Source organism: Christiangramia qingdaonensis (genome assembly GCF_048381525.1).
Lineage (GTDB): Bacteria > Bacteroidota > Bacteroidia > Flavobacteriales > Flavobacteriaceae > Christiangramia.
This window is the reverse complement of the sequence record NZ_JBLWIM010000012.1, coordinates 1,106,261-1,123,047: the sequence shown is the minus strand read 5'-3', so window position 1 is coordinate 1,123,047 and position 16,787 is coordinate 1,106,261. Positions and strand designations below refer to the sequence as shown.

At 40.0% G+C, this 16,787-nt stretch carries 16 protein-coding genes; 1 reads left to right on the top strand and 15 read right to left on the bottom strand.

Features of this window, described 5'->3' with window-relative positions:
• Nucleotides 1-23: 23 nt before the first annotated feature.
• The 11 genes from aroA to ACNI3T_RS10100 form a co-directional block, all read right to left on the bottom strand.
• Nucleotides 24-1,244: a 3-phosphoshikimate 1-carboxyvinyltransferase gene (gene aroA / locus ACNI3T_RS10150; protein WP_418227689.1), complete on the bottom strand. Its 1,221-nt coding sequence runs from the start codon at nt 1,242-1,244 to the stop codon at nt 24-26.
• A gap of 27 nt (nt 1,245-1,271) precedes the next feature.
• Nucleotides 1,272-1,526 (bottom strand): hypothetical protein, encoded by a 255-nt coding sequence (locus tag ACNI3T_RS10145; RefSeq protein WP_418227688.1) that lies wholly within the window; start codon nt 1,524-1,526, stop codon nt 1,272-1,274.
• Nucleotides 1,526-1,852: a nucleotide pyrophosphohydrolase gene (locus ACNI3T_RS10140; RefSeq protein WP_418227687.1), complete on the bottom strand. Its 327-nt coding sequence runs from the start codon at nt 1,850-1,852 to the stop codon at nt 1,526-1,528. Before ACNI3T_RS10140 ends, ACNI3T_RS10145 begins: the two co-directional genes overlap by 1 nt.
• Nucleotides 1,818-3,869, bottom strand: coding sequence for a DUF3857 domain-containing protein (locus ACNI3T_RS10135; RefSeq protein ID WP_418227686.1), 2,052 nt, complete (start codon nt 3,867-3,869; stop codon nt 1,818-1,820). Before ACNI3T_RS10135 ends, ACNI3T_RS10140 begins: the two co-directional genes overlap by 35 nt.
• A 2-nt stretch (nt 3,870-3,871) precedes the next feature.
• Nucleotides 3,872-5,788: a DUF3857 domain-containing protein gene (locus tag ACNI3T_RS10130; RefSeq protein WP_418227685.1), complete on the bottom strand. Its 1,917-nt coding sequence runs from the start codon at nt 5,786-5,788 to the stop codon at nt 3,872-3,874.
• 53 nt (nt 5,789-5,841) lie between these two features.
• Nucleotides 5,842-6,294, bottom strand: coding sequence for a D-aminoacyl-tRNA deacylase (gene dtd, locus ACNI3T_RS10125; RefSeq protein WP_418227684.1), 453 nt, complete (start codon nt 6,292-6,294; stop codon nt 5,842-5,844).
• Nucleotides 6,294-7,238, bottom strand: a complete 945-nt coding sequence (gene rsgA / locus ACNI3T_RS10120; RefSeq protein WP_418227683.1) for a ribosome small subunit-dependent GTPase A — start codon at nt 7,236-7,238, stop codon at nt 6,294-6,296. The genes dtd and rsgA overlap by 1 nt, the downstream gene beginning before the upstream one ends.
• A gap of 86 nt (nt 7,239-7,324) precedes the next feature.
• The gene (locus ACNI3T_RS10115; RefSeq protein WP_295180528.1) at nt 7,325-8,407 is read right to left on the bottom strand and encodes a bifunctional 3-deoxy-7-phosphoheptulonate synthase/chorismate mutase type II; all 1,083 of its coding nucleotides are present in this window, start codon (nt 8,405-8,407) and stop codon (nt 7,325-7,327) included.
• Entirely contained in the window at nt 8,397-9,281 is an 885-nt protein-coding gene (locus tag ACNI3T_RS10110; protein WP_418227682.1) for a prephenate dehydrogenase, read from the bottom strand. The genes ACNI3T_RS10115 and ACNI3T_RS10110 overlap by 11 nt, the downstream gene beginning before the upstream one ends.
• Nucleotides 9,278-10,423 (bottom strand): pyridoxal phosphate-dependent aminotransferase, encoded by a 1,146-nt coding sequence (locus tag ACNI3T_RS10105; RefSeq protein WP_418227681.1) that lies wholly within the window; start codon nt 10,421-10,423, stop codon nt 9,278-9,280. The genes ACNI3T_RS10110 and ACNI3T_RS10105 overlap by 4 nt, the downstream gene beginning before the upstream one ends.
• Nucleotides 10,420-11,244 carry a prephenate dehydratase gene (locus ACNI3T_RS10100; protein ID WP_418227680.1) on the bottom strand — a complete coding sequence of 275 codons (825 nt, stop codon included), beginning with the start codon at nt 11,242-11,244 and terminating at the stop codon, nt 10,420-10,422. Before ACNI3T_RS10100 ends, ACNI3T_RS10105 begins: the two co-directional genes overlap by 4 nt.
• Nucleotides 11,245-11,587: 343 nt before the next feature.
• Between ACNI3T_RS10100 and gldA the strand changes: the two genes are divergently transcribed.
• Nucleotides 11,588-12,505 (top strand): gliding motility-associated ABC transporter ATP-binding subunit GldA, encoded by a 918-nt coding sequence (gene gldA / locus ACNI3T_RS10095; RefSeq protein ID WP_418227679.1) that lies wholly within the window; start codon nt 11,588-11,590, stop codon nt 12,503-12,505.
• A 420-nt stretch (nt 12,506-12,925) separates the two neighbouring features.
• On the opposite strand, the gene ACNI3T_RS10090 is transcribed toward gldA, so the two are convergent.
• From ACNI3T_RS10090 to ACNI3T_RS10075, 4 genes are all read right to left on the bottom strand, one after another.
• The gene (locus tag ACNI3T_RS10090; RefSeq protein ID WP_418227678.1) at nt 12,926-13,675 is read right to left on the bottom strand and encodes a head GIN domain-containing protein; all 750 of its coding nucleotides are present in this window, start codon (nt 13,673-13,675) and stop codon (nt 12,926-12,928) included.
• Nucleotides 13,672-14,775, bottom strand: a complete 1,104-nt coding sequence (locus ACNI3T_RS10085) for an acyloxyacyl hydrolase (protein WP_418227677.1) — start codon at nt 14,773-14,775, stop codon at nt 13,672-13,674. Before ACNI3T_RS10085 ends, ACNI3T_RS10090 begins: the two co-directional genes overlap by 4 nt.
• Nucleotides 14,776-14,826: 51 nt before the next feature.
• Entirely contained in the window at nt 14,827-15,783 is a 957-nt protein-coding gene (metF, locus tag ACNI3T_RS10080; RefSeq protein ID WP_418227676.1) for a methylenetetrahydrofolate reductase [NAD(P)H], read from the bottom strand.
• A gap of 281 nt (nt 15,784-16,064) precedes the next feature.
• Nucleotides 16,065-16,787, bottom strand: a 723-nt coding sequence (locus tag ACNI3T_RS10075; protein ID WP_418227675.1) for a vitamin B12 dependent-methionine synthase activation domain-containing protein, incomplete at its 5' end; no start/stop codon positions are given.

Genomic DNA, 16,787 nt, shown 5'->3' with positions numbered 1-16,787 from the left:
GGCGGTTTATTTATAGAATAATTCTATTCTCGATAGGTGTAGCCAAGTTCTTTAAGATCTTCCCAGAAATCTGGATAGGATTTAGAGACGACCTCAGCATCCAGAATGCGCAGATCTGTCTTTAATGCAAGGGGAGCAAAAGCCATCGCCATTCGATGATCATTATAAGTTTCGATCTCAACGCCCTGCCTCAAATCAGGATTCGGAATTAGTTGCAAACTATCTCCCGTAATTCTCACTTCTGTACCAAATTTCTCAATTTCATTTTTGAGAGCTTGCAGCCTGTCAGTTTCTTTGATCTTCAGAGTATGTAAACCTGTGAGCATACACTCGGTTTTAGTCGCGAGACAGGTAATGGCGATAGTTTGAGCGATATCTGGAGAATTGCGAAGATCTTCCCGAAGGCTTCGCGCACGAGTCTTTCCTATCTTCTTCAGCGTGATACTATTTTCAGAATAAATGGTTTCCACACCAAAGTGCTTATAAATTTCAGCAAGGGAAGAATCTCCCTGCCTGCTTTCCTTTCGGTAGTTATTAAGTTTAATTTCCGCAGTTTCAGAAATAGCTGCAAGACTATAGAAGTAGGAAGCAGAACTCCAGTCTGATTCCACAGGAATACTTACCGGTTTTACAGATTCCTGAGGTTCAATAAAAATTCTGTCCTTTACAAATTTACCATGGATACCGGCCTGTTTGATAATCTCCAGCGTCATTAGAATATATGGCGTGGAAGTTACGGGACCTTCCAGAATGATCTCGAGCCCTTTCGGCAAGGTAGCTCCTATGAGCATTAATGCTGAAATATACTGGCTGCTTACATTAGCTTCCAGCTTCACTGAAGATGCATATAATTTTTTTCCCTTGATAAGTAAAGGCGGGTAACCGGTCTCATTTTTATAAGTGATGTCGGCGCCCATACGTTGTAAGGCATCCACCAGTAATCTAACTGGTCTCTCCTTCATTCTTTTACTTCCGGTAAGCTCAACTTCACAGCCTTCCTTCACCGCGAAATAAGCCGTTAAAAAACGCATTGCCGTTCCTGCGTGGTGTATATCTATGATCCCGTTCCCTTTTTCAAGGGCCTTTTTCAATACTTTAGAATCATCACTATTCGAAAGATTGTCGATCGAAATTTCAGGGTATAATGCCTGAAGAATGAGCAAACGATTCGATTCACTTTTAGAACCGGTGATTTGAAGTGCTGCTTTTAGATTCTTTTCTTCGGTATGTAGGGATAGATTCATGAGAGTTCGTAAAGATGAATTACGAAATTACTCTTTCTTTTCTTTACTGCGAAACTGTCCAAACGACAAAATAAACCCATACAGGAACGAGGCGATCAACTGTCCAATGAAAAAACGAGCTAATTTCCCATTTGCCGTGCGCTCTTCAAAAAACCTCGTAAATTCGAAACCGCCGTATTCAAATAGCATCGTGATCACATTATACAATACAAGAAAAGATAGACCTAACCAGAAAACCGACTTCCAGAAAGGACGTTCAGAAACCATTTCTTTGAACTTCATTATTGCAGTTTTTCGTTGTTCTTATGTCTGTCCTTATCCCGTTTTGTCTTAAGGTCGAGCTTTTTATCAAACGCATTCTGCAAATTAATACCAGTCTGGTTCGCCAGGCAAAGCACTACAAATACCACATCTGCCAGCTCCTCACCCAGGTCTTTATCCTTATCGCTTTCTTTCTCACTTTGCTCCCCATAACGACGGGCAATGATACGGGCAACTTCTCCAACTTCCTCTGTTAACTGAGCCATATTGGTAAGCTCGTTGAAGTATCGCACTCCGTGTTCCTGTATCCAGTTATCTACCGCTGTCTGCGCGTTCTTCAAGTCCATCTGCTGAAATTTTCTTCAAAACTATGCTTTCATTTTGTTTTTTGATAATGTTGTCGTAAAACTTTTGAATGTATTCATAGTCTGTCGCAGCAAAAATTGTTTGCGCCAGGTTCACTTCAGATTCTATTCTAATTACATTGTTCATGTGCTTTACAAGATACTTGAACTCTCCGGCAGCATCTTTTAATTGTACGATAGCACTCTGCGGAAGCGATTCCACCTCATAGCCTTCAGGAATCAACATATTCACCTGGTGGTGCTTCTTCATTGGAAAATCAAAGTATACTGGTAATGTTCTGGTTTCAGCTTTAAAAGGATTTTCTGAAGTTACATTGAACAACATAGGCTTTACGTAGATCTTATCTCCAATTACATCCTGACCACTTTGGGTATTAAACTCATAAGTATTTTGAATACTTTCTCCAAGTTTTTCAAAGTTTTCAATCTTTACTTCGGAAATGGAATAATTGCTCAATCCCGATTCCAGGTTTGCCGTAGCATCGCTCAAATTCCCATGATTTAATCTGAAGTTTCTGGCATAAAGAGCATCTAGATTATTGAAGTATTTACCTGAAATTCCATCTTCTGCCAGCTGAACATTCAGTCTGGTTTTATTTTCTGAAAAATATAAAGGTTGCAGGTTTACCCATTCCGAAGTTCCATCTTCACGAATCAATCTACCCTGCCAGTTTCTTGCTCTTTTAGGCAGTTCCCCTGGAATTGCCAGTGGATCACTAGCATCCATCAGGATCACATTATCACCAATTTTAGCGGCAGCAATCAAGTAATTAAACCCATTTTTTGTTGGAAACAGCGGAGTTCCATTGCTAACGGTACTTACCAGAACTGGATTTGCATCGATATTAGCATACTTCAGCATGGAAACCAGTAAAAGGTTAATATCACCGGTATTTCCCGTGCCTTCCTCGTAAGCATCACGTAGCCCATTTTCAGCTATATAACCCACGTAATCATTCCAGGTCATCTTCTGCTTCACAAAATTGAAGATCTTATTCATTTTTTGTTCCTGGTTGGTCAATGTGCCAAGCAAAGCATCGATCTCATCATCAAAAAATCGCTGATTGCGCAGTTCTGTGTTGAATCCGCTATCATTATAAATGGACTTGGAAACACCTTCCCAGGTTTGAGAATAGTTATCGATGGGAGAATTTGGAAACTTGGTAAACTTTAATTCCCAATCTAAAAACGCCGCGTAATTCTCCATATAATCTACGTGACTTTCAGTCTTCAGGGCAGGAATATCTTCCTGGTCGATCTCATAAGTATTCTGCATATAATCTAACACACTGTTGCTAGTGGAATGACTAACTACTTTTCCACCGTACGAACTATTTCTTTGATTATTGGAAAAGGATCTTTTAAATGGTTTGGTTCCCTGATTGATTTTAGCATAGAAAGCTGCTTTTGGATTGTTATAAACTCCAAAATTTAAATATTCCGGGATCGTCACGCTTATGTTCAGCTTGTCTATTGGGATTGTATACTGCAAATTAATACGATCCATCGAAGTCGTGATCCGGTCGCTGATTTTCTTATACTCATATTCGATCACCGTTCCTTCTTTTACTGCCGGCATAGTGAACGTAGTAAGCTCGCGATATTTGCTTGCCTCATTCTCATAGATATCCTTACGATCAAGCTTGGTTTCCTTAACTTTTCCATTTTCCAGGTTATAACTAACTCCTCTCACTCCAGAGACGTTTTCCTCGTAACCTCCTTTATAAGCACTAATCTTATGCGTTGCCCAATCAAAACCATCTTTATTGTAGATTTTGATACGCTCGTGATATTCGGTTACCACAAAGAATCCTGAGTTAGGTTTGTAATCGTAGTATGTACGCTGATATTTATATAAAACGGCAGCATTCGCATCAGGATCTTTGTCGTGTTGTTTTTGGGCAACTTCACTTTTAGATACTTTTCCAAATTTATAATTTTGCGCATAGGTCGTGCTACTCAGCATTAAGAAACTGAGGATAAAAAGGTATTTGGTCATGGTTAGGATTTTTCGGATTTGGCGATTACTGCTTTTAGATTATTTAAGGTGTTTACTTTGTCGATAAACTGGGTGAAGTTCTGGAATTGCTCACTTGGCCACTCCCCTTCGCGAATAATGAGAACTCTCTCTACTTCTATACTTTTATCTTCTTCGGAAGCGCTAATGTTTATACTGAATTCTCCAAATTCTGAAGCGATCTCGTCACTTCCAGGTAATGCTTCGATCTCATAACCTTGCGGAATCTTAAAGCTGAAGTGATCTTTGTAGGTTTTTCCACGTTCGAAGACAAAAGGCATGGTTCGCTCCTGCGGAGTTTTCTTCATTATGTTCCCCTGCTGAATAAAATTGAGCGGAACCAGTAATCTTTCTCCGGCAGGACTCGCCAGTCTGCTACCACTAAACTTCAGTTTCTCCTGAAATTGAATAGCTACCCGATCATCTTCAAAAGCAATGTTCTCAAAATGCAGATTCTGAAGTCTGCCCCACTCATTTCTATAGTATTTTTTAAGATCATCTTCAGTTTCTCTCTTTAATCCGTAGCGATCACCGTAAGGAATACCTTCTGAGATTCTGGTGAATTCCGCATCGAAATTGCCATTTTCGTCCAGCTGAATCTCGCATTCTATCGCCTGTACATTATCTGAAGCTGTATATTTTCTGGTACGTATGATCTCTCCACCGTCTTCTGATACCCTTAGCGCGTAACGGTCATCTGTGAAGTCTCCCATATAGTTGAAAGGAGTAGTCTGGCTCGTACATTCCAGCCATAGATCTGTATCATCTTCTGAAGGAATATTCAGGATCACATGATTTCCCTGCATGATGGTGAAATCAGGATTGATATGACGCTTTGAATCGCCACCATAGATTACGGTATAATAAGATTCGATACCCTGACTTTTAAGCAAGGCTTTCGTATAATTCGTTAATCCCTTACAGTCTCCATATCCAAGTCTATCCACGTTCATGGCAGTTTCAGGTTCCCAGCCACCAATACCATACTGTACAGAAATATAACGGGTATTTTCCTGAACGTACTGGTAAATAAGTCTGGCTTTTTCTTCAATACTACTGGCAGAGCTGGTCAAATCTTCCATTTTTTTAATGGTGCTCTCTGGCAGGTGATCATGTTCTGCAACAAGATTATCGTACATCCATTTTCCAAAATGTTTCCAGTCCCTGGTTTCTCCGGCAACACCCTTCAGCTCAAATTTTTCCAGGCTAAATAGAAGGTTGGGTGTAGTACTGCGTAAAGACGGTTCGAAATCTTCGTGTTTCCTCGCTTTCATATTCCGAAGTTTATAAAGAAAATGATTCTCAACTGAATGATCTTCTATAGCAACCTTATCGAAATTGTTTTCCTGAAATCTTAGTGCATGCGCATCTGGATTTTCAAGTTCGAAAATAGATTCTTCTATACTTACATTATAACCTTCCAGAGGAAACCACTGATCGAGAAATACGGTGTCTTCATTTTCGAATTCACTGGTATATATAACGGTATATGGATAGTTTCGAGCGTTATAATCCAAATAACTAACTCTATTGTCTGCAAATAAGGTCCCTGACCCAAAAGCGCTAACATCAGAAAAATCCTTTTTTCTAAACTTTTCAACTTCATTCCCCATGGCATCAATTATGATGGCCTGCTGTTTTTCTATCCCATCACCCTCATCGTAGTGCTGGTAGGCATCGATGAAATATTCCCCATTCTCATTCAAAACAGTGACAATTCGGGTAGTGTGTACTACCACCTTGTCTATGTCTTCAACAACAAGTTTTGTGTGCATCTTGCGAACGACCGCATCTGCATTTTCCAATAATTCCGGGGAAATTTTTAAAATAGAATATTCTTGCTGGGAATACATGAAAGACATGCAGACCAGCAGCAAAAAAGTGATAATTCTTTTGCGCATTAAGCTGAAAAATAGGTTAGTTCAGCGCGCAATATATAAAAATTTAACGCTTTTTAACGCTTTTCTTTCGAATCTATGATAATTGTTACTGGTCCATCGTTGAGTAAGGCTACTTTCATATCCCCTCCAAAGACTCCTACCCCCACACTTTTACCAAACTCTTTTTCGAAGGACTTTACAAAGTCCTGATATAATGGTTCTGCAATATCAGGTTTAGCAGCATTTATAAAACTGGGCCTGTTCCCTTTTTTAGTACTGGCGTGTAGTGTAAACTGACTTACTACAATAGCATCTCCATCTACAGTTTTGAGAGACTCATTCATTTTGCCCTGATCATCCCCGAAAATTCTCATGTTAATGATCTTACGGCAGAGCCAGTCGATATCTTCCTGGGTATCGCCCTCCTCTATTCCAAGTAGGATCAATAAGCCTTCGCGCATTACCGCACATACCTTATGATCTACCGTGACCGAAGCTTCTGTGACTCGTTGTATTACTGCTCGCATTATTTCTGGTATTGATCTACTCTGTAGTTTTCATCTTCACCTTCCATGATCTGCAAATAACTCTTGTACCTGGACCAGGCGATCTCTCCTTCTTCGAGAGCATCTTTTACAGCACATTTTGGTTCATTAAGATGCAGACAATTATGAAATTTACAGTGCTGTTTTAGCTGAAAAAATTCCGGGAAATAATCGCCAATTTCTTCCTTTTCCATATCCACAACCCCAAAACCTTTGATTCCGGGAGTATCAATGATTCTCGCATCAAATTGAAGGTCGAACATTTCAGCGAAAGTCGTGGTATGTTGTCCCTGGCTGTGCTGCCTGCTAATTTCCGAAGTTTTAAGATCGAGAGTAGGCTCTATAGCATTGATAAGAGTAGATTTTCCGGTACCACTATGACCAGAGATCATACTGGTCTTACCAATCATCTTATCTTTTACTTTATCTACGTTTTTACCTTCTTTAGCTGAAATTCCTATACACTCATAGCCTGCACCGCGGTAAAGTTCTGCAAGGTATTTCACCTCAGCAAGTTCCTCGATGCTATAAGTGTCCACTTTATTGAAAAGCAGCACCGCCGTAATAGCATAGGCTTCCGCAGTAACCAGAAAGCGGTCTATAAAAGTCGTTAAAGTAGGCGGATTATTAAGGGTAATAAGCAAAAAAACCTGGTCGACATTTGAAGCAATAATATGAGTTTGCTTTGAGAGATTAACCGACTTCCGGATAATATAGTTTTCCCTTTCGATGATCTTTTTGATCACCCCGGTTTCCTCCTCGCCATCTTCCACATCAAATCTTACGACATCTCCCACAGCCACAGGATTTGTACTTTTAATCCCCTGTATCCTGAACTTTCCTTTAATACGGCATTGGTAAAATTGGCCATTCTCGGCTTTTACATGATACCAGCTCCCGGTAGACTTATAAACAACTCCCTGCATTAAGCTAAACTATTCATCTCTAATAATTTCTTTCCGCAAATTTAGGCATTAATTTATGAAGCTACCGGGTAGCGTGAAATCATCCCCTATACATCAAGGATTTTCTGTTGGTGATTAATAGACTCCTGGTGAATAGCTTTAAATAATCTTAAGACAAATTCTTCGCTCAGGCCTTTATCTTCACCTTCCAGTACCATTTTCCCAAGGATCTCGTTCCATCTTTTGGTTTGAAGGATCGCTACGTTCTGGTCTTTCTTCACCTGCCCTATTTCTTCGGAAATTTTCATACGTTTAGACAAGATCTCCAGAATCTGACTATCGGTAATATCAATCTTAGAACGCAAAGCTGTTAGCTTATTCTGAAAATCCTGACTTGCAGAGATCTCTTTTCTAACCTTTAGATCTTCCATCATCTGTATCAAAGCAGCTGGTGTAATTTGTTGTGCAGCATCACTCCATGCTTTATCTGGAGTATGGTGAGTCTCCACCATGATACCGTCGAAATTAAGATCTAGTCCTGTTTGACAAAGATCAAAGATGATATCTCTTCTTCCTGCGATATGAGATGGATCCAGAATCAAGGGAAGGTCCGGGAATTTATTCTGTAATTCAATGGGAATCTGCCATTCCGGGTTGTTACGGTACTTGGTTTTCTCGTAAGCAGAGAAGCCACGATGTATCACACCAAGGTTGTTGATATCTGCCGTGTGTAAGCGCTCAACCGCTCCCAGCCACAAAGCAAGATCTGGATTTACAGGGTTTTTAACCAGTACGATCTTATCTGTTCCTTTCAAAGCATCTGCGATCTCCTGTACAATAAACGGAGAAACCGTTGTTCGCGCCCCAATCCAGAGAATATCTACATCATGTTTTAATGCAAGATCAACATGGTTCGGGTTTGCAACTTCAGTAGTAGTTAGCATTCCGGTTTCCTCTTTCGCCTTCTGAAGCCATTTTAGACCCAGTGCTCCAACACCTTCGAAATTACCAGGGCGAGTTCTTGGTTTCCAGATTCCTGCACGTAAAACAGTTGCATCACTATCTTTTAACTGGTGAGCGATCGTTAATACCTGCTCTTCGGTTTCTGCACTACAAGGCCCTGCGATCACCAACGGGTGAGACAGGTTGAAGTTGTCTAACCAGCCTCTGAGTTCTTTTTTATTTTCCATTCTCCTGTAATTTTAATTCTTCGTTCTTATTTATTCCGTTTAATACTTCTTTTATATGATTGGTTCGATCCATTTCCTGATAAAGCTGATCGAAATTGTCTTCCTGCATCAATTTTCTGAAATTCTGAAGATTCAGAATATATTCATCCAGAGTTTCCAGTACATTTTTTTTATTCTGACTAAAAATTGGCGCCCACATTGCCGGTGAACTTTTAGCAAGTCTCACGGTCGAGGCAAATCCACTTCCCGCAAGGTCGAAAATATCCCGCTCGTTCTTTTCCTTTTCCAGCACTGTTTTTCCCAGCATAAAGGAACTGATGTGTGATAAATGAGAGACATAAGCTATATGACGATCATGTGACCGGGCATCCATATATCGTATTCTCATTCCTATCTTCTGAAATACCTCCAAAGCTTTTTCCTGAAGCTTGAAAGCGGTCTTTTCTACTTCACAAATAATATTGGTCTTATTTCTGAATAATCCGTGAATTGCAGCCTGCGGACCAGAAAACTCCGTTCCCGCGATTGGATGTGCTGCCAGAAAGTTTCTTCTCTTCGCGTGATCCTCGACTACCTGACAAATATTTTCCTTAGTCGATCCCACATCGATCACCACGCAATCATCTTTTACTCTATCCAGTATCTCAGGAAGCACCTTTATGCTGGCATCTACTGGAATTGCAAGATAAACAAGGTCGGCTTCATGTATATCCTCGATTGTAGACATCTTATCTATGAGGCCCAAATCAAGCGCCTGCTTCAGGTGATCCTCATTTCCATCGATTCCGGCTATACTAATCCCTGGAATACCCGCTTTTAGATCCAGCGCGAAACTTCCGCCTATTAATCCAATTCCTACTATAAATACTTTCATGATCTAATTCTTTTTAAAGCTTCATCGATCATTTCTTCCGTAGCACAAAGGGAGAAACGAACATAATCTCTTCCCTGCTCACCAAATATAAAACCCGGTGTTACGAACAGATCTTTATCGTACAATAATTCATCAACCAGGCCTTCTGCGCTTTTACCTGCTGGAGCCTTCGCCCAAACAAAAAGTCCAGACTGTCCCGGTGCTGCTTCACAATTCAATGTTTTTACCAGTTCCAGTACCTTCTTCTTTCTTGAACTATACAACTCGTTTAAATTTACAAACCATTCATCTGAAAGTTGAAGTGCCTTTACTGCCCCGGCCTGCAAAGGATAAAACATGCCGCTATCCATATTAGATTTTACTTTTAGAACAGCTTCAATATTTTTCGGACACCCGGCGAGCATTCCAACTCTCCAGCCAGCCATATTAAAACTTTTACTTAGCGAATTAAGTTCCATCACGTAGTCGCTCCTTTTATCGGAATCTAGAATACTCAAAGGTTCTGTATTCTGAATGAAGCTATATGGATTATCATTGACTACCAGAATCTCATTCTTTTCAGCAAAAGCGGTCAGTTTCTCAAAGAAGTCTGTAGTCGCTTTCGTTCCCGTAGGCATATGCGGATAATTCACCCACATGATCTTCACATTTTCAAGTCCCTGTTTTTCTAATTTTTCCAGATCTGGCAACCAGTTCTGCGATTCGTCCAAAGTATATTTCTGAACTTCTGCCTGTAGTAATCCAGAAACCGAAGTATAGGTAGGATAGCCTGGATCCGGAACTAAAACTTTGTCACCTTTATTCAGGAACGCCATAGAAATATGCATGATCCCTTCCTTGCTTCCCATGAGCGGAAGGATTTCATTTTCAGCATGCAGATCTACATGATAATACCGAGAATAAAAGTCTGTCATGGCATTTCTTAGTTCCGGTATTCCTTTATAAGGCTGGTATTGATGCGCTTTGGAATGTTTTAGCCCATTTTGCATCGCATCTACTACTTGCTGCGGCGGAGCGAGATCCGGACTTCCAATTCCAAGATTGATCACCGGTTTCCCCTGTTCTCGCAAAGCTGCCACTTCCCTTAATTTTTTGGAGAAGTAGTATTCCTGTACGCTTTCCAGTCTTTCTGCTGTCTTCATGACAATCTGCTTTTGTATATTCCTAATATGTTCAGGTCTTCGGTCATTAATTTCAAAACATCCATCGCACGATCAAAATCTTCTCTTTTATCAAAGATCACATCTACGAAAAAAGAATATTTCCAGGGCTCATCTATAATTGGCAATGACTGTATCTTGGTTAGATTCAAATAAGAATCCCGTAGAATATTGAGTACTGAAACTAAACTTCCACGGTCGCTCTTGAGATCAAATTTTAAGGATGCTTTATCAAGAATTTCACCATTCGACTGTTGTTCTTCTGTTCCCAGAACTAAAAATCTGGTGGTATTGGATTTGATCGTATGAATGCCTGAAGCTAGAATTTCGAGTCCGTACATACTTGCCGCCGCAGGACTTGCTACCGCCGCAACTTTCAATTTTTCTTCGGAAGCAATTCTTCGGGCAGCCTCTGCAGTATCTGCATCTTCGATCAACTTAATATGCGGATGCTTCTTAAAAAATTGTTTGCATTGCAACAAAGCCATAGGATGAGAATACACTTTTTTGATATCCTCTATTTTCTGACCTTCTACCGCCATCAAATTCATATTAACCGGAGTATAATGTTCTCCAATGACCTTCAGCTTGTATTCGTCAATCAAGGCATAATTAGGAAGAATAGAACCGGCAATACTGTTTTCGATAGCCATCACAGCTTCTGTCGTCCCACCTGAGGCAAGCGCTGTAGTGAGTTCCTGAAATGACATATGTTCAGCCACTGCAGTTTGCTCTCCAAAATAGTCCATCACTACGAGGTGGTGAAAAGACCCTTTAATACCCTGAATTCCGACTTTTCTCATTTTTTTCCAAAAAAAAAGTCCCGATCTAAGATCGAGACTTTTATATAATTTTAGCTTACTTAATCATATAGCATTCCCGATTCTATTCCTGGTATAGAAATAAAAATAATAGAATGCGTTCCAGTTAATTAAGCTTGTCATTTCATTAATTATGAATCACTAAAGTAGTACTAATATTCAAGACTCAAAATTAAACGGTATCCAAATTAGAACTTTTCCCATATTCGGAAAATTGATGTGAATTATTTACAGATTACGATCTAATACCACAAAATTGACTGCTAACATTGAAAGATAATCAGTCAGTTCTCTGAAGAATTATTCCTAATTTTGATCACCATCTATGTCTATACAAGTAAATAACATATCAAAAAGCTTCGGAGATCAGCAGGCGCTGGAAAATATAAGCTTCGAAATTGGTCCTGGAGAGATCGTTGGATTCCTGGGACCGAATGGTGCAGGAAAATCAACTTTAATGAAGATCCTTACGGGTTATCTTTCTGCAGATTCCGGCGAGGCCAGGATCAATGATTTCGCGCTGGATACTCAGCTGGCAGAACTTCAGCGAAGTATTGGGTATCTGCCGGAGCACAATCCTTTATATACTGAAATGTATGTTCGGGAGTACCTGCAGTTCCATGCATCAATATTTTCAGCTTCTAAAGACAGGATCGAAGAAGTCATTAAACTTACCGGGCTTTCTCCTGAAGCAAACAAAAAAATAGAACAGCTATCGAAAGGATACCGGCAACGTGTTGGTCTTGCGGCTGCGCTTTTGCATGATCCTGAGGTATTGATCCTGGATGAACCTACTACAGGTCTTGATCCAAATCAGCTAGTTGAAATAAGATCTTTAATTAGTTCTATTGGAAAAGATGGCAAGGATGGAAAGCGGGGAAAAACCGTATTTCTTTCTACACATATTATGCGTGAGGTAGAAGCGATCTGTGACCGGGTCATCATTATAAGTAATGGAAAGATAGTTGCTGATAAGTATCTAAAAGATCTTAGAAATGAAAAAGAACAGGTGATTTTTGTCGAATTCGATTATAGAATTGAAGAAGTTGCGCTCCAAAAGATCCCTGGAATGATCTCTGCAAAAAATACCGGCGGCTTTACCTATGAGCTAATTTTTGATTCCAATAAAGACATGCGTCCAGCTGTTTTTGATTTCGCCCATGATAACGGACTCAAAACACTACAGCTAAATCAAAAGACCAAGAACCTGGAAACCCTGTTCGCTGAACTTACCCAAAAATAACATCGATCGAATACAAGTTCAATGTTAAAGGACACCAGTTCTAGCTCCATCCTGTTTTGGACGATTTTTCGTTAGGGATTGCAGCGGCATCCTTTTAACACGAGGCTGAGCACGTCGAAGCATTGTGTTGAAAGATAAAGCGGAAAGCCCGGCCCGAAGGGAAACGCCCATATTTTTAAAGATCTCTACAATAGTTACCTGGAAACTCTAGTTGCTGAACTCTCCAAAAAAATAACATTAATCAAGCACAGGTTCCATAAAAGCTACAGTTGTAACTCTAAACTGCAATGTAGATGTTTGCGTTAGGGATTGCAGCGGCATCCTTTTAACGCAAGGCTGAGTTTATCGAAGCCTTGTGTTGAAAGATAAAGCGGAAAGCCCGGCCCGAAGGGAAACGCCCAACCCTAGAAAATCATTGAACTATTCAAAAATCAATCTGCCTTCAAAATGCTCAGTAACATCAACATTTGCCGGCCTGTTTACCGAAATGATATCTCCGTAACTAAAAAGATCGGCTTTTAATGATTGCTGCGGATTAATGATCAACTTATTCGTCCCACGATGTAGAAGGTCGTAATGCTGCACGACAAGATCTCTTGCTTCCAGCCTGGAATCTCCTGCTGCAAAGAAGCCGTCAAAATTTTCCACGCTTCCAGAAAGAAAGAAATGCGAATAATTATCGCTGGTAATCCGGAAGTTCTTAACTTCAAAATCCAGTTTAAAATCACCGTTGGTATATACCTCAATGTCTTTATCCTGATTTTCGGAAACCAGCCAAAGCTCATTCAGGCGCAGAGTTCCTACACTTTCTATCATCAAATTTCCTGCATGTCTCAAGTAAGTAAGATCGGGAACAGTGACATAAACTTTGGTTATATTAAAATCCCGAACAAAATTACAATCGTTCTCGTTTCTTAAAATCAACTGACCGTTGATCACTTTAGCCGAGACCTCATTTCGAAGATTTTCACCGGTTTCAACAATAACTTTTTGCGATTCTCCCTGTTCGATAAACAATTTGATCTTATCATACACCAGGATCTCGTCAAAGCTTTCAAGCACTATTTCTTCGGAAGTGATCGCGCCAGCTTTCTGAAAACAATCATTGGCATCTTCAGAATCACAACTCCAGAGAACTATTCCGAAGAATAAAAATATCAGTTTTCTCATAATCTGTAACCTATTGAAAATTCAACTGCTTCCGCATTTGCTCCATGGGATCTAACTGTGACCGAAGCCCACCAGTCTTTAGAAAAATCACGTTGCAAACCCATTCGGTTATAAACTCTGTCCACATAATCATCATAGGGATAGTATGCATAATAACCTAGATGCGTGATCAGGGACATTTTATTAAAAGTGAGTTTGTGACCCAAAAATAATCCCACTCGCTTAGCATCCTCATCGCCTGAAGTTCCTTTCTGCGGAAATGCAATCGACTGATACCTGATAAATTCTTCCAGGGATCTTGAAAAGAAAAGCTCTGCACCTCCATGCAGCGTACTTTTATGATTCAGAACTTTATCTGCATACGCTGAAACCGTCAAAAATGGCAATCTCGGAGAACCTATCACTCCTGAAGTGTTCACACCACTTCGAACAGCGAAATTATAATGAAAAGGTTCGGTATATTTTTCTTCTTCTCCTCTCGGGATATAATTAGGATGCTCCTTATGGTCCAGCAGGTAATTAACTCCTACATTAAAAGTGAATGTATTCGTACTATGATTTGGAGAACCCATATCTGCATTGGAATAATGTATAATGGTCACTCCGGCATTCAGTCCCAATCCGCCCACGATCTTTTCCTTGTGAATATTTCCCATTAAATAGGTAGAACTTAAAAAGCGGGTTCCATAGGCATTATTCTGATAATTGGTATCAGCATCGTAAGGATCTGTAGTATATGCAATCCCCTGGCCTATTCGAAACATCAGCAATCGCTGTAGGAAATAGAAGCTAAAATGGCCATAAACAGAATAATTCTCACCGAGATACTGATTTTTCATATTCTGATAGATAAAAGAATATCCAAAATCAGGATAATTATACCTGCTTTCCCATTTTTCGAGTCCGTAGGTTTTCCGGTTCACGCTCAGTAAAAAACCTTCTTGGTGCTCATCGATCAAATGTGCAATATCCGGGTTATGTTCGAGGATACTTCCATAAAAATAACTGGCATCGAAGGAATAATATTTTTCAGGTTTTTCTTCCTGAGCCTGTATGAACAAACTGAAAAACATGAGGAGAGCGGGGAGAATTCTTTTCATACGGAAACAAATCTAACATATTTACGAATATTATTCCGTTAGAGTTTGAACTTAGAAAACCGCTTCAGCAATTTGCCTGATATTGGTACTTTTCCCCATGGAATAATAGTGTAAAACAGGCGCTCCACCTTTGATCAATTCCTTACTTTGCTGGATGCACCATTCTACACCAACCTGCCGGACCTCTTGATTATTTTCACATTTTTCAACTTCGTGAATCAGGGCTTCTGGAAGATCCACGTGAAATCTATGCGGCAGTAAATTCAATTGTTTTTTAGTCGCTAAAGGCTTCAATCCCGGAATAATAGGCACGTTAATCCCCTGATCGCGGCACTTTTCAACGAACTCGAAATAACATTGGTTATTAAAAAACATCTGGGTCACCACATATTCTGCTCCTGCATCTACCTTTTGTTTTAAGCGCCGAACATCAGAATCTATACTTGGAGCCTCCATATGTTTTTCCGGATAACCAGCAACGCCAATACAAAAATCTGTGTTATGACCTTTTTCTATGACCTCATCCAGATATTTCCCTTCGTTCATATCCTTGATCTGTTCCACTAGTTCACTGGCAAATTGGTGTCCGTTTGCTTCCGGCTTAAAATAAGTTTCGCTTTTTACTGCATCCCCCCGAAGTGCCACTACGTTCTTTATCCCCAGAAAATCCAGATCGATCAAAAAATTCTCGGTGTCTTCCTTTGAAAAACCTCCGCAAAGAATATGAGGCACCGCATCCACTCCATATTTACTTTGTATTGCAGCACATATCCCAACAGTTCCGGGACGTTTCCTAACGATCTTTTTTTCCAGGAGTCCGTTTTCACGTTCAGAATACACATATTCTTCACGATGGTAAGTCACGTCTATAAATGGCGGATTGAATTCCATCAAAGGATCGATATTTTCGTAAATCGAATTGATATTAAATCCTTTTAAAGGCGGTAGGATCTCAAAAGAGAATACTGTTTCTCCCGTGGTTTTCTCCAGATGTTCGGTAATCTTCATGATTTTGGTAATAATTTCAATTTGGGCGTTGCCCTTCGGGCCGGGCTTTTCACTTTATCTTTTAGCACGATGCTTCGACAGGCTCAGCTTCGTACTAAAAGGATGCCGCTGCAATCCCTAACGCATATTTTTCACTTCACATTTTTTTTCGTTCTGAACCTGTGTCAGAATCTTCAAAGAAGCTGAAATCGATGATTCACGGAGTTAAGTTGATTCCGCTTCACTGAGATCTTTTCTGACTTCTCTAATTTCCTATTGGTCTAAATACTAACTTCTTAATACTAGTCCGCTATGTTAGGATTCAACCATTTTTCGGCTTTGCGATAATCAATTCCTTTTCTATCGGCATAATCCTTAACCTGATCTTCTTTAATTTTTCCGAGACCAAAATACTTAGCTTCAGGATTGGCAAAATAATAACCACTTACACTTGCCGCTGGCCACATTGCAAGGCTTTCAGTAAGCTCCACCCCGATTTTTTCCTTTACTTTAAGAATCTCCCAGATCGTTAGTTTTTCCAGATGATCCGGGCAAGCAGGATAACCAGGCGCTGGCCGGATACCTTTATATTCTTCTTTGATCAGGTCTTCGTTGCTCAGGTTTTCTTCAGAATCATAACCCCAATAGTTCAGCCGGACTTCTTTATGTAAATATTCAGCAAAAGCTTCGGCTAATCTATCAGCCAGAGCTTTGATCATGATCGAGTTGTAATCGTCCAGATCCTTTTCGAATTCCTGAGCTAATTCCTGCGTTCCAAAACCTGTAGTCACGCAAAAACAACCTATATAATCCTGAACACCATTGTCTTTTGGAGCTATAAAATCTGATAACGCATAATTCGGCTGATCTCCATGTTTTTTCAATTGCTGACGTAATGTTCTGAAAATGGCAGTTTTCTGTTCTGAATCTTGAGAAAATTTTACTTCAATATCATCGTCTTCAACAGAATTCGCTTCAAATAATCCAAAAGTAGCTTTAGCCTTCAGCAGTTTTTCCTTCAGAAT

Bases quoted from the DNA above. Each gene is read 5' to 3' on its own strand.
- ACNI3T_RS10115 (WP_295180528.1), bottom strand. From the start codon at position 8,407: ATGGAAAATAAAAAAGAACTCAGAGGCTGGTTAGACAACTTCAACCTG.
- ACNI3T_RS10130 (WP_418227685.1), bottom strand. From the start codon at position 5,788: ATGCGCAAAAGAATTATCACTTTTTTGCTGCTGGTCTGCATGTCTTTC.
- ACNI3T_RS10110 (WP_418227682.1), bottom strand. From the start codon at position 9,281: ATGAAAGTATTTATAGTAGGAATTGGATTAATAGGCGGAAGTTTCGCG.
- rsgA (WP_418227683.1), bottom strand. From the start codon at position 7,238: ATGCAGGGAGTTGTTTATAAGTCTACCGGGAGCTGGTATCATGTAAAA.
- aroA (WP_418227689.1), bottom strand. From the start codon at position 1,244: ATGAATCTATCCCTACATACCGAAGAAAAGAATCTAAAAGCAGCACTT.
- ACNI3T_RS10145 (WP_418227688.1), bottom strand. From the start codon at position 1,526: ATGAAGTTCAAAGAAATGGTTTCTGAACGTCCTTTCTGGAAGTCGGTT.
- ACNI3T_RS10090 (WP_418227678.1), bottom strand. From the start codon at position 13,675: ATGAGAAAACTGATATTTTTATTCTTCGGAATAGTTCTCTGGAGTTGT.
- ACNI3T_RS10085 (WP_418227677.1), bottom strand. From the start codon at position 14,775: ATGAAAAGAATTCTCCCCGCTCTCCTCATGTTTTTCAGTTTGTTCATA.
- metF (WP_418227676.1), bottom strand. From the start codon at position 15,783: ATGAAGATTACCGAACATCTGGAGAAAACCACGGGAGAAACAGTATTC.
- ACNI3T_RS10100 (WP_418227680.1), bottom strand. From the start codon at position 11,244: ATGAGAAAAGTCGGAATTCAGGGTATTAAAGGGTCTTTTCACCACCTC.
- gldA (WP_418227679.1), top strand. From the start codon at position 11,588: ATGTCTATACAAGTAAATAACATATCAAAAAGCTTCGGAGATCAGCAG.
- ACNI3T_RS10140 (WP_418227687.1), bottom strand. From the start codon at position 1,852: ATGGACTTGAAGAACGCGCAGACAGCGGTAGATAACTGGATACAGGAA.
- dtd (WP_418227684.1), bottom strand. From the start codon at position 6,294: ATGCGAGCAGTAATACAACGAGTCACAGAAGCTTCGGTCACGGTAGAT.
- ACNI3T_RS10105 (WP_418227681.1), bottom strand. From the start codon at position 10,423: ATGAAGACAGCAGAAAGACTGGAAAGCGTACAGGAATACTACTTCTCC.
- ACNI3T_RS10135 (WP_418227686.1), bottom strand. From the start codon at position 3,869: ATGACCAAATACCTTTTTATCCTCAGTTTCTTAATGCTGAGTAGCACG.